General features: G+C 69.6%; 21 protein-coding genes and 2 pseudogenes. 11 read left to right on the forward strand and 12 right to left on the reverse strand.

Going from position 1 to position 22,859, the window contains the following annotated elements; all coding sequences use genetic code 11:
• The gene (locus tag CCZ36_RS18310; protein ID WP_234427871.1) at positions 1–369 is read right to left on the reverse strand and encodes a CU044_2847 family protein; all 369 of its coding nucleotides are present in this window, start codon (positions 367–369) and stop codon (positions 1–3) included.
• 192 nt (positions 370–561) lie between these two features.
• Here CCZ36_RS18310 and CCZ36_RS18315 point away from each other — a divergent pair, with 192 nt between their 5' ends.
• From CCZ36_RS18315 to CCZ36_RS18330, 4 genes and pseudogenes are all read left to right on the forward strand, one after another.
• Entirely contained in the window at positions 562–2,973 is a 2,412-nt protein-coding gene (locus CCZ36_RS18315; RefSeq protein ID WP_128818132.1) for a PA14 domain-containing protein, read from the forward strand.
• A 382-nt stretch (positions 2,974–3,355) separates the two neighbouring features.
• Positions 3,356–4,726 (forward strand): FAD-binding oxidoreductase, encoded by a 1,371-nt coding sequence (locus CCZ36_RS18320; RefSeq protein ID WP_128818133.1) that lies wholly within the window; start codon positions 3,356–3,358, stop codon positions 4,724–4,726.
• Positions 4,727–5,116: 390 nt separating this feature from the next.
• Positions 5,117–5,467, forward strand: a pseudogene (locus CCZ36_RS18325) (response regulator transcription factor); the annotation flags it as partial.
• Between the two features lie 217 nt (positions 5,468–5,684).
• Positions 5,685–6,206 (forward strand): hypothetical protein, encoded by a 522-nt coding sequence (locus CCZ36_RS18330; RefSeq protein ID WP_069737632.1) that lies wholly within the window; start codon positions 5,685–5,687, stop codon positions 6,204–6,206.
• Positions 6,207–6,625: 419 nt separating this feature from the next.
• Here the strand turns inward: CCZ36_RS18330 and CCZ36_RS18335 are convergent, their stop codons facing one another.
• Genes CCZ36_RS18335 through CCZ36_RS18345 form a run of 3 tightly spaced genes read right to left on the reverse strand, consistent with a single transcriptional unit; the run spans position 6,626 to position 10,180 of the window.
• Positions 6,626–7,921, reverse strand: coding sequence for an MFS transporter (locus CCZ36_RS18335; protein WP_128818134.1), 1,296 nt, complete (start codon positions 7,919–7,921; stop codon positions 6,626–6,628).
• A gap of 11 nt (positions 7,922–7,932) precedes the next feature.
• Positions 7,933–8,826, reverse strand: a complete 894-nt coding sequence (locus CCZ36_RS18340; RefSeq protein WP_128818135.1) for a dihydrodipicolinate synthase family protein — start codon at positions 8,824–8,826, stop codon at positions 7,933–7,935.
• Between the two features lie 34 nt (positions 8,827–8,860).
• Positions 8,861–10,180 carry an aminotransferase class I/II-fold pyridoxal phosphate-dependent enzyme gene (locus tag CCZ36_RS18345; RefSeq protein WP_128818136.1) on the reverse strand — a complete coding sequence of 440 codons (1,320 nt, stop codon included), beginning with the start codon at positions 10,178–10,180 and terminating at the stop codon, positions 8,861–8,863.
• A gap of 287 nt (positions 10,181–10,467) precedes the next feature.
• Between CCZ36_RS18345 and CCZ36_RS18350 the strand changes: the two genes are divergently transcribed.
• The 3 genes and pseudogenes from CCZ36_RS18350 to CCZ36_RS35820 form a co-directional block, all read left to right on the forward strand.
• On the forward strand, positions 10,468–11,010 hold the full coding sequence (locus CCZ36_RS18350) for an MOSC domain-containing protein (RefSeq protein WP_069737629.1): 543 nt from the start codon (positions 10,468–10,470) through the stop codon (positions 11,008–11,010).
• A 57-nt stretch (positions 11,011–11,067) separates the two neighbouring features.
• A complete protein-coding gene (locus CCZ36_RS35815) occupies positions 11,068–11,226 on the forward strand; it encodes an excisionase (protein ID WP_128818137.1) in 159 nt (52 codons plus the stop codon).
• A gap of 62 nt (positions 11,227–11,288) precedes the next feature.
• A pseudogene (locus CCZ36_RS35820) lies at positions 11,289–11,687 on the forward strand (tyrosine-type recombinase/integrase); the annotation flags it as partial.
• Positions 11,688–12,014: 327 nt separating this feature from the next.
• Here the strand turns inward: CCZ36_RS35820 and CCZ36_RS18365 are convergent.
• Positions 12,015–13,154: a PucR family transcriptional regulator gene (locus CCZ36_RS18365; protein ID WP_069740770.1), complete on the reverse strand. Its 1,140-nt coding sequence runs from the start codon at positions 13,152–13,154 to the stop codon at positions 12,015–12,017.
• An 86-nt stretch (positions 13,155–13,240) separates the two neighbouring features.
• Between CCZ36_RS18365 and CCZ36_RS18370 the strand changes: the two genes are divergently transcribed.
• Positions 13,241–14,296 (forward strand): ferredoxin reductase, encoded by a 1,056-nt coding sequence (locus CCZ36_RS18370; protein WP_128818138.1) that lies wholly within the window; start codon positions 13,241–13,243, stop codon positions 14,294–14,296.
• A gap of 7 nt (positions 14,297–14,303) precedes the next feature.
• A complete protein-coding gene (locus tag CCZ36_RS18375) occupies positions 14,304–15,422 on the forward strand; it encodes a fatty acid desaturase family protein (RefSeq protein ID WP_069737626.1) in 1,119 nt (372 codons plus the stop codon).
• Positions 15,423–15,562: 140 nt separating this feature from the next.
• Here the strand turns inward: CCZ36_RS18375 and CCZ36_RS18380 are convergent, their stop codons facing one another.
• The 5 genes from CCZ36_RS18380 to CCZ36_RS18395 form a co-directional block, all read right to left on the reverse strand.
• Entirely contained in the window at positions 15,563–16,288 is a 726-nt protein-coding gene (locus tag CCZ36_RS18380; protein ID WP_128818139.1) for a hypothetical protein, read from the reverse strand.
• A gap of 242 nt (positions 16,289–16,530) precedes the next feature.
• Positions 16,531–16,695, reverse strand: a complete 165-nt coding sequence (locus CCZ36_RS34800) for a hypothetical protein (RefSeq protein ID WP_164873452.1) — start codon at positions 16,693–16,695, stop codon at positions 16,531–16,533.
• 36 nt (positions 16,696–16,731) lie between these two features.
• Positions 16,732–17,070, reverse strand: a complete 339-nt coding sequence (locus CCZ36_RS18385; RefSeq protein ID WP_128818140.1) for a thioredoxin family protein — start codon at positions 17,068–17,070, stop codon at positions 16,732–16,734.
• A 463-nt stretch (positions 17,071–17,533) separates the two neighbouring features.
• Positions 17,534–18,526, reverse strand: a complete 993-nt coding sequence (locus tag CCZ36_RS18390) for a hypothetical protein (protein WP_128818141.1) — start codon at positions 18,524–18,526, stop codon at positions 17,534–17,536.
• A gap of 344 nt (positions 18,527–18,870) precedes the next feature.
• Positions 18,871–19,431: a VanZ family protein gene (locus CCZ36_RS18395; protein WP_128818142.1), complete on the reverse strand. Its 561-nt coding sequence runs from the start codon at positions 19,429–19,431 to the stop codon at positions 18,871–18,873.
• Between the two features lie 147 nt (positions 19,432–19,578).
• Here CCZ36_RS18395 and CCZ36_RS18400 point away from each other — a divergent pair, with 147 nt between their 5' ends.
• Both CCZ36_RS18400 and CCZ36_RS18405 read left to right on the forward strand, forming a co-directional pair.
• Positions 19,579–20,787, forward strand: coding sequence for a sensor histidine kinase (locus CCZ36_RS18400; RefSeq protein ID WP_128818143.1), 1,209 nt, complete (start codon positions 19,579–19,581; stop codon positions 20,785–20,787).
• Positions 20,769–21,434, forward strand: a complete 666-nt coding sequence (locus CCZ36_RS18405; protein WP_206515745.1) for a response regulator — start codon at positions 20,769–20,771, stop codon at positions 21,432–21,434. The genes CCZ36_RS18400 and CCZ36_RS18405 overlap by 19 nt, the downstream gene beginning before the upstream one ends.
• 674 nt (positions 21,435–22,108) lie before the next feature.
• Here CCZ36_RS18405 and CCZ36_RS18415 read toward each other — a convergent pair.
• Together CCZ36_RS18415 and CCZ36_RS18420 are read right to left on the reverse strand one after the other, a co-directional pair.
• Entirely contained in the window at positions 22,109–22,489 is a 381-nt protein-coding gene (locus CCZ36_RS18415) for a DUF6193 family natural product biosynthesis protein (protein ID WP_128818144.1), read from the reverse strand.
• Entirely contained in the window at positions 22,486–22,857 is a 372-nt protein-coding gene (locus tag CCZ36_RS18420) for a DUF6193 family natural product biosynthesis protein (RefSeq protein WP_308432622.1), read from the reverse strand. The genes CCZ36_RS18415 and CCZ36_RS18420 overlap by 4 nt, the downstream gene beginning before the upstream one ends.
• Positions 22,858–22,859 lie beyond the last annotated feature (2 nt).

Raw genomic sequence — 22,859 nt, forward strand, 5'->3', positions numbered from 1 at the left:
TCAGCGGTCCGTGGCGGTCTGCTGTCCCAGGTGCCAGTTCGCGGTGACGGTCAGCGTCGCCTCGCCCGCCACGCCGACGACGCCCAGCTTGAGGTCGTTCCCGATCCTGACCCCGAAGCTGACGGATATCTCGTCGGGAGCATCGGGCACGGAGGCGGCGGTGTCACGGATCTGCTGAAGGAGGGGGATCAAGGGGGACAGCACCCCCCGCAACGCGGTTCCGGCGACGGCTCCCAGCCGCGATCCTCTCGCCACGGGTACGGACGTGCCGAAACCGGGCGCCGAGGTCTCGTCGGGGGCGGCTGCCGGGAAGACCTGAAGCGCCAGCGACGACCCGTCTTCGAACGCGAATTCCATGAAGTCTGACACGGAGCAATCTTCTCCCAACTGGCCGATCGATAGGCGCGATCAGGCAAAAAAGATCGGCTGGGAGAACGGCCGCGAGGGCGCTCGCCGGAGCCGTCACGGCTGGGGCTCGTACAACCAACCGACCTCCTCCGTGGTCTTGCTCGACGACGCCCGATGATCGACATCGGCCGCCGGACAGGACTGAAGGACTTGATGAACCCAGCCAGACGCATGACCGCCACCGCCCTGGTTCTGACCACGGCCGGCGGAGTGCTCTACACCACCGCCGTACCCGCCTCCGCGGCGGTGAGCTGCACCTCCCCCGTCTTCAAGAGGCAGTTCTTCGCGAACACGACGTTCTCGGGTACGCCGAAGAAGACGGACTGCGATTCCGCGGTCGACCAGAACTGGGGCACGGGCGCGCCCGCCTCCGGCGTACCGTCCGACAACTTCGGCGTGCGCTGGTCGGTGACGCGCGACTTCGGCTCCGGCGGCCCCTTCACGTTCACGGCCTCCGCCCGGGACGGCATGCGGGTCTACCTCGACGGCGTCCGCAAGATCGACGTCTGGAAGAACGGCTCCGCGACCGTCAAGAAGACGGTCAACGTGACGATCCCCCAGGGCAAGCACACGCTCCGCTTCGACTACGTCAACTGGACGGGGGCCGCGAACGTCTCGTTCGCCTACACACCGCGCACCTCCGCCACGTATGACAAGGTCAAGCCCCTCGCCCCCACGGGCACGGCCGTCTCGTACAACTCCTCCACCGGCGCGGCCAAGGTCACCTGGAGCAGGAACCAGGAGATGGACCTGGCGAACTACCGGGTCTACCGGCGGCTGAAGGGCACGCCGTACGGAAGCAAGCAGCTCGCGACGACCACCGCCAGGTCGTACACCGACAGCACGCTGCCCAGGACGGGCGCGACCTACTACTACGAGGTGCGGGCCGTCGACAAGGCGGGCCACGTCTCCGTTGGCAGCGCCGACAAGCCCGTCACCACGATCGACAGGACGCCGCCCGCCGCGCCCTTCCTCGAATGGGACTCCTGCCCGGCCGACCAGCCGTACGCGGCACCGCAGTTGGTCACCACCCCGAAGAACGCGGCCGACATCGCCCGGTACGAGATGCAGCGGCTCGACGCCGCGACGAAGAGCTGGAGCACGATCTACTCCGGCACCAAGGGGGCGATCTGCGACACCGGCTACCGTGCCGACGGCAGCAAGGTCACCTACCGGGGCCGGGCCCGGGACGCCGCCGGGAACTGGTCGGCGTACTCGGCCGCCACCACGTTCACCACCCCCGACCTGACCCCGCCCGCCGCCGTCACGGGGCTCCGCGCCGAGTACCGGTCGGGCGTGCCGCATCTCGTGTGGTCGCCCGTCACCGACGCCGCTTCGTACCAGGTCCTCCAGTACGACCCGGCGACCGGCGGCTACAGCGACGCCCGCCCCGCGGGGACCCCCGGCACCCGGACGGACGTGGTGCCGCGCCAGTCGGCAGCCGTCGCCGACAGCTACCGCTACGCGGTGCGCGCCGTGGACGCCAAGGGCAACGCCGCCGCGCCGGTCGAGATCACGCTGAAGATGGCCGACCGGCCGGAGGCGATCCCCGCGTTCAAGACCACGGCGACCAGGTTCGACGAGGGCGTGATGGTCGCGTGGAGCGGCGTCGACCCGTGGACCGTCGACGAACGCCCCCTCCCGACCTACAAGATCATCCGGACCGACACCGCGACCGGCGAGACCGCCGTCGTCGACCAGTGCAAGCCGTTCACCTCGGTCGACCAGCCGTTGACCGCCCCGGACACGTACTGGACCTGGGCGGACGACGACGCTCCGCTGTCCGCCCGCAAGCAGGTCAACGGCAGCTGCTGGGACGTCAGGGGGAAGTCGGAGACGACGTACGAATACCGAGTCGTGACGACCGACCGCTACGGGAAGGCATCACAGCCCGGCCCGCAGGCCAAGGCGACCACCCCGGACACCCGGCGCCCCGCCCCGGTCGAGAACCTCACCGCGGAACGGGTCCCGCTCGGCGTCCGGCTGACCTGGACGCCGCCGGCCGACACCGACGTACGCGGCTACCACGTATGGCAGGGCGTCACCGACCCGGAGAGCGGTGAGACGGTCTGGAAGGAGAACTGCTGGTTCGGCAGCTCCCTGGCCGAGACGGAGATCCTCTGCCCGACGGTCGCCGACGGCGCCACCCACGTCTACAAGGTGGCAGCCACGGACGACCGCCTGCTCCACGACGACAACCCCCTCGACGTCCTCCATCCCGCCGAGGTCTCGGTCACCCTGCCCGACACCCGCCCGCCGGGCTGGACGGAGACCGACGTCCGCGAGGGCCAGTACCCGAATCTGTACGTCGGCTGCTCCGAAAGCTCCGGCCTGGGGGACTGCTCCCGCTTCACGAACTACCGCGTGGAACGCTGGGACCCCGCCACCGCCTCGTACGCGACCCTGACGGAGGGCACGACGGGCGACGCGGCGTTCTTCATGGACACGACGGTGCACGAGGACCGTCTCGGTCTGTACTACTACCGCGTCGTACGCCTGGATGCGGCGGGCGCCGAGGCCGCGACGCGGTCGACGGCGTACGGCATCTGGGACTCCTGGCTCTGACCGGGCGGGGGCAGGGGAGGGGACCGAAGGCTTCTTCGGTCCCCTCCCCACGCGGCGGACGACGAGAGGCGGGACCGACCCGCAGGACTTCGGCCCGGGCGCGGCCTCCCGCCGCCGTCGGCCGATCGGCGTCCGGATCAGGTGCTCGGCCCTGGCCACCTCGCAGGCCATGGGCCGACGCGGCGGTCGGTCGACGATCACCGGGCGGCGTCGCTGTTCCCGAGCCTGCCGAGTTGAGCCTTCGTCCGATCGGCGTAGCGTGGAACCGGACCGATCCAAGCGGCGGACGGGTCGCGGAGCGGCCGGAAGCGTCGCATCCCGACCGGTGTCGAGGGCCCGCCCTTCCGGAACGCGTGGCAATGGCGCGCAAGGAGTGAGACAGATGGGCAGCTCATCGATCGGAAGTCTGCGGGAACGTGTACGGGGCCCGGTGGTCACCGCTGACAGCGAGGGCTACGACGAGGCGCGCAAGGTTTACAACGCCATGATCGACCGTCGGCCGGCTGCCGTCGTGCAGTGCGCCCACGCGGGCGATGTCATGGCGACGGTCGACTTCGCCCGCGAAAACGAACTGGATCTCGCGGTGCGCGGCGGAGGGCACAGTGTGCCCGGCTTCGGGACCTGCGACGACGGTGTGGTGGCCGACCTCTCCGGCATGCGGGGCGTCCGGGTCGATCCCCGGCGGCGGACCGTGCGTGTGGAGGGCGGAGCGACCTGGGGCGACTTCAACGCGGCGACACACGCGTTCGGTCTGGCGACCACGGGCGGGATCGTCTCCACGACCGGGGTCGGGGGACTCACTCTCGGTGGCGGCATCGGATACCTCGCCCGCGGCCTGGGCCTGAGCTGCGACAACCTGATCTCCGCAGACGTGGTGACAGCGGACGGCACGCTCCTCGTCGCGAGCGAGGACGAACATGACGACTTGTTCTGGGCCCTCCGCGGTGGCGGCGGCAACTTCGGCGCGGTCACATCGTTCGAGTTTCGGCTCAGCCCCGTCGAGGACGTCTACGGCGGGCCCTTGGTCTACGAGCTGGAGGATGCCGGCACCGTTCTGCGCTCGTTCAGCGAACTCATCTCCGATGCCCCGGAGCAACTCGGCGGCTTCCCCGCCTTCCAGATCGCCCCGCCGCTGCCGTTCATCCCGGAGAACCGGCACGGCGACACGTTCATCCTGATCGTGGCGTGCTGGGCCGGGCCGATGGACGAGGGAGAGCGAGCCGTCCAGCGGTTCCGCGATATCGCGCCGGTGGTCGCCGAGCACGTCGGCCCGATGCCGTATCCCGCGCTCAACAGCGCGTTCGACGCACTCGTACCGCCCGGCCTGCAGCACTACTGGAAGGCCAACTTCGTGACGGAGCTCAGTGATGCCGCGATCTCGGCGCACCTCGAGCACGGGCCTCGGGTACCCGCCGTGAATTCGACGGTGCACATCTACCCGATCAACGGAGCCTGCCACCGGGTGGCACCGGAGGACACGGCCTTCGCCTACCGGGACGCCACGTTCGCCACCGTCATCGCCGGAATGTGGCCGGACCCCGCCGACAACGAGGCCAACACCGCCTGGGTGCGCGACTACTACCGGGCCACCGCTCCCCACTCGGAGGAGGGCGGGTACGTCAACTTCATGGCCGAGGACGACCAGGACCGCATCAGGGCCAACTACCGGGGTAACTACGAACGCCTCGTCGAAGTCAAGAGGACGTACGATCCTGGCAACCTGTTCCACGTGAACCAGAACATCACGCCGTAGCAGGGGCAGGCGTCGGCATGGCGCGCGGATGGACGGGCCGGGCGGCGGCCCGACCCGCGCTGCGGGGCGGGTGACGGGAAGCGAACTCGCCCTCCGGGCATGGCAGTCACCGTGGCTCCGGCCGTCAGTATCTCCTCCGGGCTGCGCACACGGATGGCGGCGGTCCGCGCCGCCTCGACGCCCCGCGCGCTGTCTTCGACGACCACGGTCGGGGCGGGGTCGGCTCCCATGCGGGCGTCGGCCTGGGCGCGTGGTGTATCGGGGAGCGCTTGGTTGTCCATCGAATCCGTGCTCCAGGCCGCGGGTGAAGGGGGCCACAGCACATCCGAGTGTCTGGACCCGGCCACTGTCCGGGCCGGTGCCACCTGATCTGACCTGGAGTTTCGGTGGGCCGCGGCCGACGGTCTCGAAGGGCTGGAGGCCTTCCGGGACGAGCGCTTCGACCTCCTGATTCTGGACGTGATGCTGCCCGGACTGGACGGGATCGGTCTGTGCCGCAGAGTCCGGGAGACCAGCTTGGTGCCCGTTCTGATGATGTCCGCCCGTGGCGACGGGCTCGACGTCGTCGCCGGGCTTGAGGCCGGAGCGGACGACTACGTGGTCAAGCCCGTGAACACGTACGTACTGGTGGCGCGTATCCGTTCCCTGCTGCGGCGGGCGACCTACGCGCCCGCACCGGGGGCCGGGCGGGCCGGGGACGAGCTGCCGCCCTCCGAGGGGGACGTGCTGGTGTTCGGGGAGTCGGAACGACAACAGCAACTGACCTGTACTTGGCTGTGACGCCATGCCATCGGCTGACAAGGTTCGGCCGGGCGGGTGACAGCGGCCTCCACAAGCCGCTGCCGGACGAACCGGTGTCCCAAGATCGGTGCCGCCGCCGTCTCCGGCGACATCTGCTCTCCACCGCGCCCGTGCCGTGTGATCGGATCGACCACGGCTGTTCGAGGAGTCTCTCCCCATGCGTTCACGCGTCATCGCCGTGACGGCCGCCGCGCTCGCGGCCACCGCGGTACTCGCGCAACCCGCCCACGCCGCTCCGCTCCCCGACGGGGTCTACCGGTTCGCGGCCCTCTCGGACGGCAAGTGCCTGGTCTGGCCCAAGACACACTCGAATATGGGCGTGGTGTCGCTGGGCGACTGTACGGAGAACGCGTCCACCTCGGCGAACTGGCAGGTGCTGCGCCGCCCCGACGGAATGATGGAGGTCTCTCCGTCGGGCGCGGACCCGCGCACCTGCCTGAGGGTGACGTCGCAGCACAGCGTGTCGGTCGCCGGCTGCGGGGACAGGTACACCGAGTGGACCGTCTCCTACGGCTCCGCCGGGCCCGGCAGCGTGGTGTGGGCCGACATCGAGCACACGCCCGGCGACTTCTCCCCCTCGTACGGGAAGATCGTGGACGATCCCGGCGTGACCGGCCGGATCGTGGTCAGGCGGGCCTCCATCGAACCGCACTACTGGGCACTGCAGCCGGCCGGATAGCAGTCGTCGGGCCGATCGCTGTCCTGGATACCCACTCCCCTTGCCGCCTCGTGCCGCAGGTGGCGCTGCACCCGGTACACCGTCCTGCGGCGGAGCCTCTGGCCGCTGGTCAGCAGCTCCCCGCAGGGCTTCAGCGGCGTCCACCTCCGGCCGGCACCCGGCAGTTCGGGCGACGGCCTCGTGGAGATCCGGCGGCGGGTGCGCCGAGCCCCGCCCCACTTCCGGGTGGGGCTGGGTGTCTCCGCGACGAGCCGTGCCCCGGAGGGCGGGCGGTGGGGCCCTCCGCCCGCGCCTCACCGGGCATGCTGCCATCGCGGTCGCTCCGTCTCCTGTGGGAGAACGGCGGTGAGGGCCCGTGGCAAGCCCGAGCAACTGCGGCGACTGTCATACCGACCCCGAGCGGCGGGTAAACCCGCCGGTCAGCGCGCTTCACCAGAGCCGCTACCACCGTCCAAGGCCGGCGGCGTCCACGACGCATGCTCGTCGGCTCTGGTGAAGCGCGCCTCAACTGTTGCGACGGCGACTGCGGCAGAGACGGCCACGAGGCCGACTAGGAGCGGCAGTCTGACGTTCGCGCCTGTCAGGGAGCCGGCCAACGCCGTTCCGGCGGATCCGGACGTGATCTTCAGTGCCGCGACCCAGATGAAGACCTGGCTACGCGCGCCGCGCGGTGCGTACTCCGTGCGGGCGGCGAGGGTGGAGGCGAAGAAGCAGGAGTTGAGGATTCCGGTGAGCGCGTAGGCCGCGATGGTCGCCGTGAGGGTGGGGCCCGCGGCGACGGCAAGGAGGCTGACGGCGACGCCCAGGGCGAGGCGACGCATCAGCCGGTCCGGACTACCGGTGAGGGGGAGGAACATGACGGCTAGGGAACCGGTGAGATTGCCGAGGCCGTAGGACGCGGTCAGTGCGGCCGCGGTGGCCGGCTCGCCGCCGAGGATGTGCGTCATGTGGACTGCGGTGACGGGCAGTGCGGCGACGCTCAGGGCGACGACCATTGTCAGGTATACGGTGCGCCGGAGGTGGCCGGTGCGGGCTATCAGTGCGAGGGTTGCTCCCGGTTTGAGGATCGTTGTCCTGTCGCCACCGTGGGACGGCGCGGTGAACGGCAGAAGCAGGACGCCGCCTGCCGCCGTGGCCGCCACCGCCGCGAGTGCCAGAGCCGCCGCGGTCGGTGAGACCCACGCTGACAGGGCGGCCACCAGGGAGGGGCCGACGGTGCCGCCGACGCCGTAGGTGGCCACGTCCCAGCCCTGGGCCCGCCGCTGCGTGCGCAGTCGAGGTCCGACGATGGCGGGCAGTCTGCTGCTGATGCCGCCGGTCAGCAACGGACCGCACGTGCCCGCTGTGGCGAGCAGGAGCCCGGTCAGCACGGCGGGGACGTGACCGTAGGCCAGTACTCCTGCGGTCAGCGCGGTGGCGTACAGCAGGCAGGCCGCCGCGATGACCTTCCGGCCGTCCTGGGCGAGGTCCAGCGACCGGGCGACGAAGGGACCGAGCAGGTGCGGGGCGGTGATGCACGCACCGAGTACCCCGGCGAGCGTTCCGGAGCCACCGGACGAGGTGACGAGCAGAACGACGGCGACCACGGCTCCGCCGTCGGCGGTACGGGCGAGGGCCGCGGCGACGACGTAGCGTGCCAGGCCGCCCCTGTTCCTTCCGGGCGGGGGCGGGGCTTTCGCTTTCCTCGGCGTGCTCGCTGTGTGCTGTTGGCTCATGGTGTACGTGTTCAGAAGGTGAGCTGGAGGGCGTCCAGTGCGGCGGCGACCCGGCGGCGTGCGGTCTCGTCCAGTGCACGCAGGGGGCGCGGCAGGTTCGTTGCCTCCGTCAGGCCGAGGTGGGAGGCGGCGGCGGACATGACGCGCAGGCTGCCGTGCTGCCGGAAGAGGGCCCACAGCGGTTCGAGGCCTTCGGACAGTTCCGTGGCCTTGAGTGCGTGGCCGGCCTGTGCGGCGCGGGTGAGGGCGAGGGCTGCCTGCGGGAAGGTGCCGCCGATGACCGAGTACCAGACGTCGCACCCGGCGGTCAGGCCGCGGGCGGCCATCCAGTCGCCGCTTATCCCGATGGTGACGGTGTCGGGTATCAGCGCGCGCAGCGCGTCGACGCGGAGCTCGGCCGCGGACGGATCGTCGGGCACGCTGGGGATCTTGATCGATGCGACGTTCGGCAACTGCGCAATGCGGCCGTGCAGTTCGTCCGTGAAGTGAACGTGTGTGGTGGCCGGGTTGTCGTACACGCACAACGGTACGGAAAGTTCGCGGGTGACGTCCTCGTACAGCCCGAACACCTCGTCCTCGGTGAGCGGCTGATACGTCATCGGGGCGAGCAGCAGCGCCGAGGCGCCGGCCTTCTGCGCATCCTCTGCCAGCTGAAGCACGTGCGAGGTGCGCAGCGCGCCGATGCCGACGATGACGGGTACCCCGCCGGCGGCCTCGACCGCGATCTGCGCTGCGTGAGCGCGCTGCTCTCGGGTCAGGTAGGCGTAGCTGCCGGTGGAGCCGAGCGCGCCGATGGAGTCCACCCCCGTGGTGGCGAGACGGGTGACGAGCGCGGTGTACGCCGCGGTGTCGATGCGCTGCTCTGTGGTGGGGGTGAGAGGGAAGGCGCTCAGGCCGTGGAACACGATGACTCCTCGTGGTGGGTGGGAAGGGTGATGGTCAGGTGGTCGTCGCGCGCAGTTCCGCTACGACCGCGGCGAGTTCGGCCGCGAACGCCCCGGCCTGCGACTCGGTGAGGGTGGCGGTGGTGACCCGGACAGCGCCCCGGTGGGCGGCCGGGTCCGGTGCGAAGAGGTGACCCGGGCGAACCGCCCACCCCCGCTGGGCCAGCGCCTCGACCGCGGCCCCGGCATCGACGTCGAGTTCGACCCAGACGTTCAGCCCGTCCGGACGGTGCGAGACCTCGATGCCATGGTCGTGCAGCCGCTCGACGAGCAGGCCGCTGCGCCGGGCGTAGACCTCACGGGCCCGCTCATGGAGTTCGTGGACGCTCGGATCGAGCAGCAGCTGGCGGGCGGCGTGTTGCAGCAGGCGGCTGACCCACGTGGTGCCGGCACTCAACCGCGCCTCCAGGTGCGCGGTGCTCTCGGCGTCGGCGGCAACGAGCGCGAGACGCAGATCCGGTCCGAGGAACTTGGACACGGACCGCACCAGCGCCCAGCGCGAGCTGCCCGGTGGCGTGATCCGGTGGTACGGCCGGGCGGAGACCGCTGAGAAGTGGTCGTCCTCGATCACGAGGACCTGGGGGTGCTCCGCCAGGATCGCCCGCAGGTCGGCCGCCCGTTCCTCGGTGAGACTCGCGCCGGTCGGATTGTGGGCCCGGGGCGTGCAGACGACCGCACGGGCACCTGCCTCCAAGGCGGCCCGCAGAGCGTCGGGGCGCATGCCGGCGGCGTCGACCCCGACAGGTGCGGAGCGGTAACCGTTCAGGCGCAGGGTGCCGATGCTCGCCAGGAAGCAGGGGTCCTCGATCGCCACCAGATCCCCACGGGTCAGGTGAGCATTCAACAGCCGCTCGGTGGCATCCACGGCTCCGGAGGTCACCAGCGTGCGAAACGAATGATCGATGTCCTCGGCGAAATCGGCACGCGCCCAGGCGTCCAGCCCGGCGTCCACGGCCGGCGCGCCGTACAAGGGCTGGTTGTAGTCCCCGCGCCGGGCGGCGGCCAGAATGTCGGGCAACAGGCTCGGGTCGGGGTTGCCGCTGGCCAGGTCGATGCAGTCGTCACAGGTGCCGACGCCTTCGCGCGCGAGCTGCGGTACCGCCGCGACCACCGTGCCACCGCGGCCCCGCGTCTCGGCCACCCCCGCCTCGACGAGCCGCCGGTATGCGAGGGCAACCGTGTTCCGGTTGACTCCCAGCTCAGCTGCGAGCACGCGCACGGGGGGCAGACTCGTCCGCGGTGCCAGAACACCCGAAGCGACCTGATCGCGCACGCTCCCCGCGATCTCGGCCGCGGTGGCGCCCTTGATGCCCACGTGATCACCTCTTCCCAAACTCAAGATACGTCCTATGCCAAAGATTGTCCTATGCCAATATAGAGTGCAAGTGGCGGAGGCACCCGCATCGCCCACAGGGCTCTGCCGCCGGTCGCCCGACCGCGGGCCGGGCGAGCTCCTGCAGGGCCGTGGCCAGGGCGCCAGCGGCCAGGCCGAGGGAGCACCGGCGGCTGCGGCCTCACCCCAGATCGCCCATGGCCGCCACGCCCCGAGGACCGAGGATCATGGTCGCGGCCGATCACCGACATCGAGGAGGAAAGCCGAGGATGAACGGAATAGTCACGGCCGTCAGCAGCAACGGCGAGTACACGTTCACCAAGCCGAACCGGGACAGCATCACACTGCTCGCCGGGCTTGGCGTGGAGGGCGACGTACATGCCGGCGTGACGGTCAAGCACCGCTCCCGAGTCGCACAGGACCCCACCCGGCCGAACCTGCGCCAAGTGCACCTCATCCATGAAGAACTCTTCACCGAGGTCGGCTCCGCGGGGTTCAAGGTGGTGCCCGGTGACCTCGGCGAGAACATCACCACCAGGGGTATCGAACTGCTCGGCCTGCCGGTCGGCACGCTGCTGCGCATCGGTGACGATGCCGTGCTGGAGGTGACCGGCCTGCGCAATCCCTGCCTGCAGATCGACAACTTCCAGGAGGGGCTTCTGAAGCGGGTCGTCGGCCGTGACGAGCTCGGGAACGTCGTACGCAAGGCAGGAATCATGAGCATCGTGAAACAGGGCGGCGTGGTCCGCCCGGGCGACACGGTCAAAGCGGAGCTCCCCGGCGGGCCGCACCGGCCGCTGGAACGAGTCTGACGTTTCCGCCAGGCGAGGGGGGGCTGGAACGATGTACAGTCCCCGCCTCGGGCCGGCGTGCGCTTCATCCGCCGCCTCGTCTGTGGGCGACGCATCCGGTACGTCAAGCTCGGCAAGCACGTCCGTATCGCCGAGAGCGTCCTGACCGCGGACGTCGAGGATCGGACTGGGGAACCCGTCCGTGGCCGACGTGTCGGCATTGGGCCGGTGGCGTGATGGCGCGGCCCCGCAAGAAGGGGCTGCGCCGCAGCTTCGGGGCGATCCGCAAGCTGGGCCGGATCGACGAGCGCGGCGTCGCCGCCACCACCGAGGAGCTGTGCCGGCGACTGCCTCGCCGCCACCCGGCGCCGGCCTTCGGCGAGCAGCACGTCAACGCCATCAGCCCGGCCATGGGGAGGAGGTGGCGCGCGGAACGGCGCAAGGCGACGGTGCCACAGCGACGGCGAAGACCTGCCGGCTGCTGAAGGCCATCATGCAGACGGCTGTCGAAGACGAGCTGATCCGCCTAAACCCCTGTGCCATCCGCGGTGCGGGGCGCGAGAATGCGGACGAGCGGCCGGTGGCCACCGTCGCGCAGGTCTTCGCTCTCGCCGGGGCCCATCGGGATTCGATGGCGGCTGACGGTCCTCCTCGGTGCTTTCGCCTCCATGAGGCCAGAGGAGCCCGCCGAGCCACGTATCTCGGCATTCGAGCCGCCCTCGCGCGGAGTTGCTCCGAGTGGCGACGTGGCGGCCGACCTGACGCCCCGTGAGGGTGCCTACGGCGCGCGCGAGCCCCGAGAGGCATGTTGTGGCACGGCGTCCCTTCGAAGGGGCGGGCAGGCGCGCTCCCTCAGCCCGGGCGGGGCCGCAGGCCGTCGTGCCTGCGGCCCCGCCCGGGCGTCGGGGTCAGGACGGGTCGCCGTACTGGAGGCCGCGTCCGTTGGTGCCGACATAGACGCGCCCGTAGGTGTCGGGAGCACGATTTCTGGACGCTCGCGGACGCGGCGGTGGACGGGTGACGCGTCAGCGGACCCGGAGACCGAGCGCCAGCGTCAGTTCGAGGACCCGGTGTGGTGATGCGAGATCGGGAAACAGCTCCCGCAGCTGCGCCATCCGGTATCGGACCGTCTGGGGATGGACGAACAGAGCCGCCGCGACCTCGTCCCGCCTGCCCTGGTGCAGCAGCCACTCCCGCAACGTCTCCTCCAGCCGTCGTGCGGTTGCGGCAGGCAGGGCCTGCAACGGTGCGAGGGCCCGGGCGCGCAGGTCTGCGAACGCGTCCGCGTCGGCGCTGAGCACCAGGTCGGGCAGGTGGTCCTCGGTGTCGCGAATGTCGGAGGAGAGGGAGCGCGCGCGTAGGGCTCGTGCGTACGAGGCGGACGCGTGGATCCATGGCCGGGCCGGGCCGACCACGGCGGCGCGGTCGGTCAGCTGCCGTAGGAGACGTGACCGGTCGGCATCGGGGACGAGGAGCACACCGGTGGCATCCGGCAGATCGTCGAGGACGAGGGTGCTCGGGTCGAGTGTCCGATAGGCAGGCCGGGCCTGGGCGGCGGGCAGCAGGACGGCGGTCAGCGAAACCGGAGGCTGCCACCTGGCCCGTTGGCGGGAGGCCAGCAGCACGTCCGGGCTCGCGCCGGCGAGGAGGTCGCGGGCCAGGTGTTCCAGGTGGCGCTCGTGGGCTCTGCCCCGGGCGGCCAGTTCGTCGGCGTGGCCCGCGGCGCTCGCGGCGGAGAGCTCGTCGATGTAGGCGAAGGTCAGCTCGGCGAACTTCGCGACCTCGGCGGCGGGCAGACCCGCGGGTACGGCCCCCGCTGCCAGACACCGCCAGGCCACCCGGGCGCCGACGCGGTAGGCGCTGAGCAGGGCGTCCATCGAACGGCCGTCGCGCACCTCGCCGCGGCCCAGCTCGTAGGCGGCGTCCCCGGCGTCGCCGCCTGTGGCGTTCCCGCTCGCAAGGTCCAGGTAGTGCCCCAGGGCGGTGCGGACGGCTCTGCGGATGGTGGCGCCCATGCGGCCCGACAAGGCACGGGCGTAGGGAGGAACCTCGTCGATGATCGCCTGGACGACTTCGTCCGCGGTGGTCTTCAGTGCGGCTCGGAGGGCGGTGATCGTCGTCTCGTCCAGGGTCAGTTCGCTGGCTCTCCGGATTGCATAGCTCATTTTTTGTTCCCTGCGAACAATTCAGCCGACCAGATTTACGTCCTGTGGTCAGGACTTTACGCCTGGAGGCGCAGCAAGCTGGAGTCATGACGAGTACAGCCCTCCGCGGCAGGGCGTGGAAACTGCTGGAGATGGTCACGACGCCGCTGCTGCCGTCGGACTACCTCGACCTGGTCAGCCCGCTCCGTACGGGCGCTGACCTACGGGGGCGCATCGAGGCCGTGCACCCCGAGACGAGTGACGCCGCGACAGTCGTGATCAGGCCGGGACGGGCGTGGCGCGGCCACACAGCCGGTCAGTACGTGCGGATAGGGGTCGACGTCGACGGAGTGCGCCTGTGGCGTGCCTACTCCATCACCTCGCCGGCAGACCGCCGGGACGGCCGCATCACGATCACCGTGAAGGCGATCCCGGACGGCAAGGTCAGCAACCACCTGGTCCGCAGGGCGAAACCGGGCACGCTGATCCAGCTCGACCAGGCGACCGGTGAATTCGTCCTGCCGCGGGCCAAGCCCGCCAAGGTGCTATACCTGACGGCCGGCAGCGGCATCACGCCGGTGATGGGCATGCTGCGCGACACCGAACTCGACGACGTCGTCATGGTCCACTGTGCGCCACGGCCGCAGGACGTGATCTTCCGCAAGGAACTGCACAGCCTGGTCGTGGACAAGAAGCTCCGGCTCACCGAGGTGCACACCGACGCCGATGGCAAGCTCGACATCGCCCGTCTCCAGGAACTCGTGCCCGACTGGGCCGAGCGCGAGACATGGGCCTGCGGCCCCGCGGGTCTGCTCGACGCCGCCGAAGAGCACTGGACCGAACAGGGCGTCCAGGAACGCCTGCACACCGAACGGTTCCGCCCCGGCGTCATCGTCGCCGGCGAGGGCGGCGAGGTCACGTTCAGCACCACCGGCAAGACCATCGACGCGGACGGCGGCACGCCGCTGCTCGACGTCGGCGAGGAAGCCGGCGTGCTCATGCCCTCCGGGTGCCGTATGGGCATCTGCTTCGGCTGCGTCACGCCACTCAGGGCCGGCGCTGTCCGCGACCTGCGTACCGGTGAGATCACCGAGGCCGAACCGGGCGTCCTCATCCAGACCTGTGTGTCCGCCGCGGCGGGCCCCTGCGACATCGAACGGTAGGAGCAACTTGACCGCCATCGACCCCACCGCCCACCTGACCGCGGAGCAGATCGAGGAACTGGGCCGCGAGCTGGACGCCATCCGCGACGAGGTGATCGCCGACCGCGGCGAGAAGGACGCCGCCTACATCCGCCGGGTCATCTCGGCGCAGCGCAAGCTGGAGCTGGTCAGCAGGGGTGTGCTGCTGTTCTCGATCTTCCCGCCCGCGTGGCTGATCGGCACCGCCGGGCTGTCGGTGGCGAAGATCATGGACAACATGGAGATCGGCCACAACGTCCTGCACGGCCAGTGGGACTGGATGCGCGACCCGAAGATCCACTCCACCACCTGGGAGTGGGATCACGTCTCGCCGTCCGATCAGTGGAAGCACTCGCACAACGAGCTGCACCACACGTACACCAACGTGATCGGCAAGGACAACGACCTCGGCTACGGCATCATGCGCGTCGACGAGGACCAGAAGTGGCACCCCTTCCACCTCGGCCAGCCGCTGTGGAACTTCCTCAACGCCTGCTTCTTCGAGTACGGCATCGCGGCGTACGACCTGGAGCTCGGCAAGAACCTCACCAAGCGCCGCCGCAAGAACCCGGAGTTCCGCGCGCGGGCCAAGGCCGTGGGCCGCAAGATCCGCAAGCAGGTGCTCAAGGACTACGTGATCCACCCGCTGCTGTCGGGCCCGTCCTTCCTCACCACACTCGCCGCCACGTTCACCGCGAACCTGGTCCGCAACCTCTGGACCCACTCGGTGATCATGTGCGGGCACTTCCCCGAGGGTGTACAGGTCTTCGAGCGCCGGTCGATCACGGGCGAGACGCGCGGCCAGTGGTACCTGCGCCAGATGATGGGCTCGGCGAACATCAGCGGCAGCAAGGCCATGCACTTCATGACCGGCAACCTGTCGCATCAGATCGAGCACCACCTGTTCCCGGACCTGCCGAGCAACCGGTACGCCGAGGTCGCGGTGAAGGTGCGCGCGCTGTTCGAGAAGTACGAGCTGGAGTACGTCACCGGCCCGCTGCCCAAGCAGGTGTTCTCCGCGTGGCACAAGGTCTTCCGGCTCGCACTGCCGAACAAGCGGCCCAAGGCCGGAACGCCGGACCGTGAGCATGACCTCATCGCCGCCTGACTCCCCGGGCCGCACCTCAAGCCCTTGGGCGCCGTCACTGCTGCGACCCGTACCTGACCGTGACCGCTGTTGTCCGCTCCGCCGGGCACGGATGGGGCACAGCCGCTGAGGTAGAGAGGCAAACGCAAGACCCGTCCCGCTCACCCGTTCTCGTAGTCCTCGATCAGCCGGGTCACGAGGCGGTGGAGCGCTGCTGCCCTGTTCAGGTCCTCCCGCTGTTCGCGCAGGGCCCGCTCAGTCGTCCGGAGCCGGTGCCAGGCGTCCGGTTCCTTGTCCATCACGGCGTCCACCAAGGGCCGGGTGATCAGCGCGAGGCACTCGGCCAGCCGCAGCCTGGTGGATGGCGCCGCCGGCGCTGGGTCGGCGACGGCGTACCCGGTCGTCAGATACTGGACCGGATCGGTCAGACTCCAGCCCACGACCTCCCCCACCTGGACCACGAGAGCCAGGCCGGGGGCGATGCCGAGCCGGGCGTCCAGCGAATCGTCGAGGACCGCGAGATCCCGCAGGCAGGTCAATTCCGTCGCTTCGGGGTCGCAGTACAGCACCGTTGTCTGCGCGAGGGAGAAATCGCGAACCTCCTGGGCGCGGAGGCCGCTGCGGACGGGCCGAGGCTCGGCGGGCAGGCGGACGCCGACGTGTGGAGGGGCTGACGCGGCGGGCAGATGCAGCCCCACGCCGACCAACTCGCGGCTGCCGTTGTCGAACAGAAGGTCGTCGTTCTCCGACCCCAACCACTCCTGGCTTCCGAAGGTGCGGGGGAGCAGCCGCTCGAATCCCGCTTGGTCGGTGAACTCGCCCAGAATCAACTGGGGGATGTCCAGGGCGAGGCGCGGGCGGGATGTGAGCGTCGTGTCCGTCACCACGGCTCGAAGGGTGTTCAGAGCTATTTCCACAGGAGTGCCCCCTCACCGGATCTGCTCGACGGGCACCATCGTGCCGCCCCGGCGTGCGGAACGTTGCCGTTCGCAACATCGTCATGGGCCACTGGCAGGCCGGGGTCGTCGGCCGAGCCACTGAACGCCTTGGCGCCGCCTTCTCTCTCTGATTCCCGACGGACCGTACGCGGTGAGGGCATCGCCCGCGCCTGCCCCCGGCCACTTGGAGATCACGACGTCTTCCAGGAGTGCTCGGGGTGGGCCGGCGGGCAGAGACAGATGATGCGGACCTGGTTGCCGCAGAGTTTGGTCATCTCGTCGCTTTCGGTGGTCAGGAGGGCGACGCATTTCGGCTGCCGCAGAGCGACTTCGGTGATAGTGGCTGACGGGTACACGATGAGAGGTGGCGGTTCGGGTGCCGAAGCGGCCGCTCAGAGACGACCTTCCAGGAACCGCCGTACCTCGTCGATGGTCATGGGCCCGGCGGCGTGTGCCACCGCCTCTTCCTCCTTCAGCAGGAGGCAGGACGGGGCTCCGGTGATTCCATATCGCTCGGTTGCCGCCGGGCAACGCGAGATGTCGACACGGACGACCGTCAGGCGGCCCGTGTAGTCGGCGGCGATGTCGCCCACGACGAGATCCATGACCCGGCAGGGTTCGAGCGCCTTGGGCCATGCCCCGGTGAAGTACGCGAGGACCGGAACCGCGCTTCTTCCGAGGATGAATCTGAACTCCGCGTCCTCACGGGGCCGGTGAACCAGCTTTGCCATGGAAGCTCCTGACCTCACGTCTTGTATGCCGACCCATGATCCCTCGCGATGTGCCGGGTCGGCCCCGATCGGCCGTCCGGCCGGTCTGGAGAGAGGAAGGCACGGGGCGGTCGCTGAACGGCCTTGGTCCCTGGGGCGAGCGGCCCGGTTCCTCGTACCTGGCGCCCCGGGCCTGCCCGCCCTGACCTGCAGTAAAGCGCTCTGTTGACACTCGTCCCGCAGACCCGTGGGCACCGGTGTCGACCGCTGCTGTCCGTCCTGAAGGGCACGGCTGGGGTGCGAGGTGCGGGTTGCCCGCGGGCCGGATCGTGGGCGTTGCGTACATGAACCACGCGGCGATCGCATGAAGGAGGGCCGGCGTCGGGACCGCGCTGATCCACCTGAGGCAGTCGTCGTCACCGGCCGCTACAGCGGCGTCGGGCCGATCGACACCTCCTGGTGCTGCTCGGAGCTGTCATGGCCGCTACGGGAGAAGAGCGATGAACAACCGCCCCGGGACCAGGTACAGGGTGGCGGCGGCGCTCAGGGTGAAGACCGGCAGCGCGACCAGAACGGCGACGGGCAGCCCCAGAACGGCCCAGGGGCCCAGCACCTTGCCCCCGTCCTCGCGTCCCGGGACGTACCAGACGCGCCGATGCGGCAGGGGCTTCACGGTGGGACCGCTCACCTTCCGTACGTGCTCGTACCGTCGTCCGGAGACGTCGGTGACGACGTGGACATGCTTGTGCTCCGACGAGGTCTTCTCCGAGCGGTCGAAGGCCGCTTCGGTCAGGTGGCCCCGGCGGGTCAACGCCCACAGCGCGGACGCCGACGAGAAGAGCGCGATGCCCGACAGAAGTGCGAAGCTCGCCGGGACGTGGCCCGCAGCGAGGTAGACGACGGCCCACCCCGCGTCGCCGACGGCGAACAGGGCGAGGGCGTACCCGAGGAATGCGGCGATGATTCCCGGCACGGCCAGCTTGTTCCAGTCGGCACGGTCACGCAGCGCGAGCGACGGCGTCGGGGTGGCCGGACGTCGTGCGGGGTGGCCGCTGGCGATCGGAAGCGAGCCCTCGCGCAGGCGTACCTCGTCCGCCGCGCACACCGGGACCCGGCGCGGCGTGCCATCCGGCGGCGTCCACGACACTTCGGCGGTCGACGGCCCGTGCCGAGGGTCGAAGAAGCAGAGCGGGAGCCGCATGGGCAACGGCCCACCCGTCAGGCGGGACTCCAGGCAGCCCATGGCGTGCATGCCGTCGTCCAGATGCCGGAGGACGTCCTCGCGGCCGTCGCGGCGCAGGGCCCGGCCGGCCGCCTCGTACGCGTCGAGGGCGCGTGCCCAGTCCGCTACCGCCTCCGGCGGCGTTCCAGGAGTCCCAGGCTGGAAGGGGTACACGGCCAGCAGCTCACCGAAGGCCGTCACCTCGGCCGCGAGTTCGGGACCCCGCCCTCCCTTGTGCTTCCTGCTGTATCGCACGATCCCTCCCGCGGTCGGTGCGGCACGACGTGCGGTCCGGGACGAGGCCGGAGGGCCGCACTGCGCTCCTGGCCAGCCGGTGTCTCGCCTCCGCGCCGGTCCCCCGCGCTGCTCCTCATGCTCCCCGAGCCCCCGAAAGCACACCATGCCGTCGACCGGCAGGATTCAACCGCTTTCGTTGCCGGAACGGCCGAGGCTGCAGCTCCGCGCAACACCGGACAACACGGAAGCGCCAGGTATCCGACCTGCGCTTTCCTGCGAGAAAGCCCGGTTCGCCATGATCTCTGGATGCACCTGTCCGTTGGTGTCCGCTTTGCTGGGATGGGGCACGGTCGTGGCAGTACTCAAACGGTTGCGGACGGCGGAGACACCTTGTCCAGCACCCTGCGGGTGGTGGTCCCGCGCTGCGCGGCGCGCAGGGCCGCGTAGCCGAGGAGGCCGCCGATGGTGTTGGCGATCAGGTCGTTGACATCGACGGCGCGACCGTTGGCGAAGACGATGTACTGGATCAGTTGTACGGCCTCGATGCCCAGGCTGATGAGCGCGCTGACCAGGACGGTGCGGCTGCGGTCGAGCCGGGGGAGGAGCAGCGGCAGGATGAAGCCGAGCGGCATGAACATGATTACGTTGGGGACCATGGTGAGGTCGGCCATGATCAAGGGGATCGGCTGAATCTGCCCGACCCATTCCGCCTGGTTCCGATAGTCCCCGCCGTAGATCCACAGAGGGAAGAAGGTGAGTGAGGCGACCGCTGCGGCGTAGAGCGCGGTGACGACGCGCAGCACCACCGAGCCGCCTTGCCAGCCCGGGAGGCCGCGTCGGTGGCGTACCCAGGCCACGAGGGCGAAGACGGCGAGCGCGGGCCCGAGAATCGCAGCGGTGGGGATGTGGATCTGAAAGGTCATGGTGCTCCTCAGGCTCGCGTACCGATCGTCTTGAGCGATGGTCGTCCGCTCAGGCGTCGTGGCGGATCTGCCGAAGGACGGAGCCTGCGCGGAGCACTATGACTTTCGGCGGAGGGGCTCCCGGTCCCGGATACGTACGCTGCCCGTATGGATTCCCCGCACTTCGGCAGAGGCTCTTCCCTGATGCGTCGTGTCCTGTTCCGCCTCGGCATCATGCTTGTCGGGGCGGTCTTGGTGCTGGCGCTTGCCGCCGACTACCGCACCGGGGTTTACCGGTCCGTCCTCGCACCCCAGGCACTCCTCTCAGCGGTCGCACCCGTTCTCGCGCTCACGATCGGGGCGGTGCGCCGGTGGCGACGTGATCCGCGGCTCGTCGCGGGGGCCGGCGCCCTGACAGGGGCCGTATCCCTCGGGTGCAGTGCGTGGATGCATGTCGCCGTCGGGTCGCCGGAGGCGACGGCGCGGCACGCCGACGCCTACACCCTGTTCGAGATCACAGCACTCATCGTGGTGCTGGTCCTCACTGTCCGGTACGGTGCCGCTCGGCCTGCAGCGGTGGCGTCTCTCCTCTTGTGCCCGGCCGCGGTTCTGCGCCCGGTAGCGGTGGAGACGACGGAGAACGGCCTTGTCCTGGCGCTGCTCTGCACATTCGCCATCTGTGCCGGATCGACCGGGGCGATCGTCGCCCGGCTGGCAGCCGCCGATCGGCGGCGTCACGCTGAGCAGGTCCGTCTGGAGCAGCGGCTCACCTTCGCCCGGGACCTGCACGACTTCGTCGCACATCATGTGACAGGCATCGTCGTGCAGGCCCAGGGGGCACAGGTGGTCGCGGCATCCGACCCCCAGAGGACGGTTTCGGCTCTGGGACAGATCGAAGGGGCGGCCTCGGAGGCACTCCGGGCCTTGCGGCACATGGTCAGTGGGCTCCGGACGGAGGCACCGCTCGTACCGGCGGGCGAAGCGGAACACCTGCGAGCTCTGGTGGCGACCTTCGCGCTACGAACCGGCCGACCTGCCCGGCTCGAGGAGGAGGGCCCCGTCGACAGTGTGCCGACAGCGCCCATGGCGGCCGTGCACCGGGTAGCCCTGGAGTCCCTGACGAACGTTCGTAAGCACGCGCCGGAATCCCGTCACGTCTCCGTGATGCTGCGAGCCCTCCCCCGGTCCGTGGAGATCGACATCACCAACGATCTGTCCGTGGCCGGAGCAGCGACGGCGGTGGGGTACGGTCTCGTCGGACTTGAGGAACGCGTCACTGCCGAAGGCGGCGTCTTCCAGGCGGGTCCCGATGGCAGCGGACGCTGGCGGGTGTACGCCCGAATCCCCTTGGAGAGCGCGTGGAGGGACGGCCCGTGATCCGGGTGCTGCTCGCCGACGACCAGGAGATCGTCCGCACAGGCATGTCCATGATTCTCTCTGCCGAGGACGACATCCACGTCGTCGCCCAGGCCCAGGACGGCCTCCAAGCCCTGGAGATGGCCGAACTGCACCGACCGGACGTCGTGCTGATGGACATCCGGATGCCCCGCCTGGACGGTCTGGACGCCCTGCGCCACCTCACCCGGCCCCATGCCGCGCACCGGCCTCAGGTCGTTATGGTGACGACCTTCGACGACGAGGACTACCTGGCCCGCGCGGTGGAAGCGGGGGCCAGCGGATTCATCCTCAAAGACTCCGGCCCGCGCCTGCTGGCCGAGGCGGTCCGTGCGGCTGCGGGCGGTGACTCGCTGGTCAGCCCTTCGATCACCGTGCGGCTCCTGAAGCAGCTCCGAACGGCGCCCCGCGGTCCGGAACCTGCCACCAAGCTCTCGCCGCGAGAGAAGCAGGTAGTCGTGTTGCTGGCCGAAGGCATGACGAACGCCGAGATCGCCGCCGACCTGTCCATCACCGTGGGAACGGTCAAGACACACCTGACCAATGTGCAGTCCAAGCTCGGGGCAAGAAACCGCGTGGAGATCGCGGCCTGGGCCTGGCGCAGCGGGCTGATCGGACGCGGGGTTTGAGCGGTCGGCTCTTCGCGCGGTGTGCAGGTGTGTTCGGGCAGGTAAAGAGCCCCGGTGGCTGACCGGGGCTTTTTCATGGAGCGGTGACGAGAATCGAACTCGCGCTCTGAGCTTGGGAATCAGCGGTGCTTAGGCCGTTGAATGGGATCTGACCTGCAACTTCGTGCCAGAAGAGGTGTATGGCTACGGTCTCGGGGAGCCGTACCTGACCGCCGTTGTCCGCTCCGCTGGGCACGAATGGGGCACGTCAATGGCGGGTCATCAGTTCGACGTTCTGTGCTGGAGCGGGTGAGGAGAAACGGAACAGAGGCCAACTATTCCTGCAGACGCTCCGGTGGCGCAGTCGTCAGCCCAGAAGGCTTCGGTGACGATGATCTGTGGGTCGGCGTGGCGCTGCATGAAGGTGTAGATGAGCCAGCCGCGTCCACCGGCCAGGTCCACGATGTGGGGGCCGCCGGGGCTTGTAGAGGCCAGAGGCCAGAGGTCGGATGGTCATGCAGTGCGGGAGCGAGGCATCGGCGTCGATCCCCCGGAAGTAAGGGTCTTCGGCCGTGATCAGTTCCGCACGGGCGCTCATACTCAGGTCACTGCCTTCGGCGGGCATGTTCTGGAACCACGCTACCGCCACGTGATCAGCCGCGCATAGGGATGCATCCTTGCTCCCGACGGTGTAATCACAGATCGTCAGGGGTGCCGTCGACGGCAGGCCCGCAACCGTCGGGAAGGCTGGCGGCGACCAACGCGTAGGCCTCTTCGACGGTGTCGACCACGCCGAGGAGGGACTTGTCGGACTTGCGACGCACTCGGTATCCACCCTCGACCAGCGGGTAGGCCGTACCGACATCGTTCGTCCAGGGCCACCGGGTGCATCGGCTCAGATACAGAACGCCGTGGCTGACCATGGGCCAGAGCTCGCGCAGCGACGGGTGCTGGTAAGCAGCTCGGGGAACGGCCGGATTGATGAGGTCTGTCTCGTAGGACAGGACATCAGACCACTCCGCCGCGACTATCGCGGCCGCGTTTCGGGGCTCTTCGCTACTAGCCGGTGTGTTCACAGGTCGTGAACAGACCCGTCGATGGCCGGCCCGCAGCCTTCGGGAAGGTTGGCAACGATGAGGGCCACCGCCTGCTCCACCGTGTCGGGCTCCCCCAGAACCGTGCCGTCGGACTGGCGGATCACCATGAACCCGCCACCGCCGCGTCGGAACAGGGCGCCCACGTCTCGGGTCCACGGAGAACGGATGCATCGGCTGAAATACAGGGCACCGTGGCTGACGATGGGGAATAGTTCACGCAGGCGCTGGTCCGCATATGCTGCCCGGGGCATGGCGGGATTGATCAAGTTGGCTTCGGAGTCGAGGATGGTTCTCCACTTCTCCGCGACAAGCTCCGCAGCTCGCTCAAGGTCTTCGTTGTTCGTCATTC

Origin of the sequence: Streptomyces sp. S063 (genome assembly GCF_002832675.1) — a bacterium.
Classification (GTDB): domain Bacteria; phylum Actinomycetota; class Actinomycetes; order Streptomycetales; family Streptomycetaceae; genus Streptomyces; species Streptomyces sindenensis.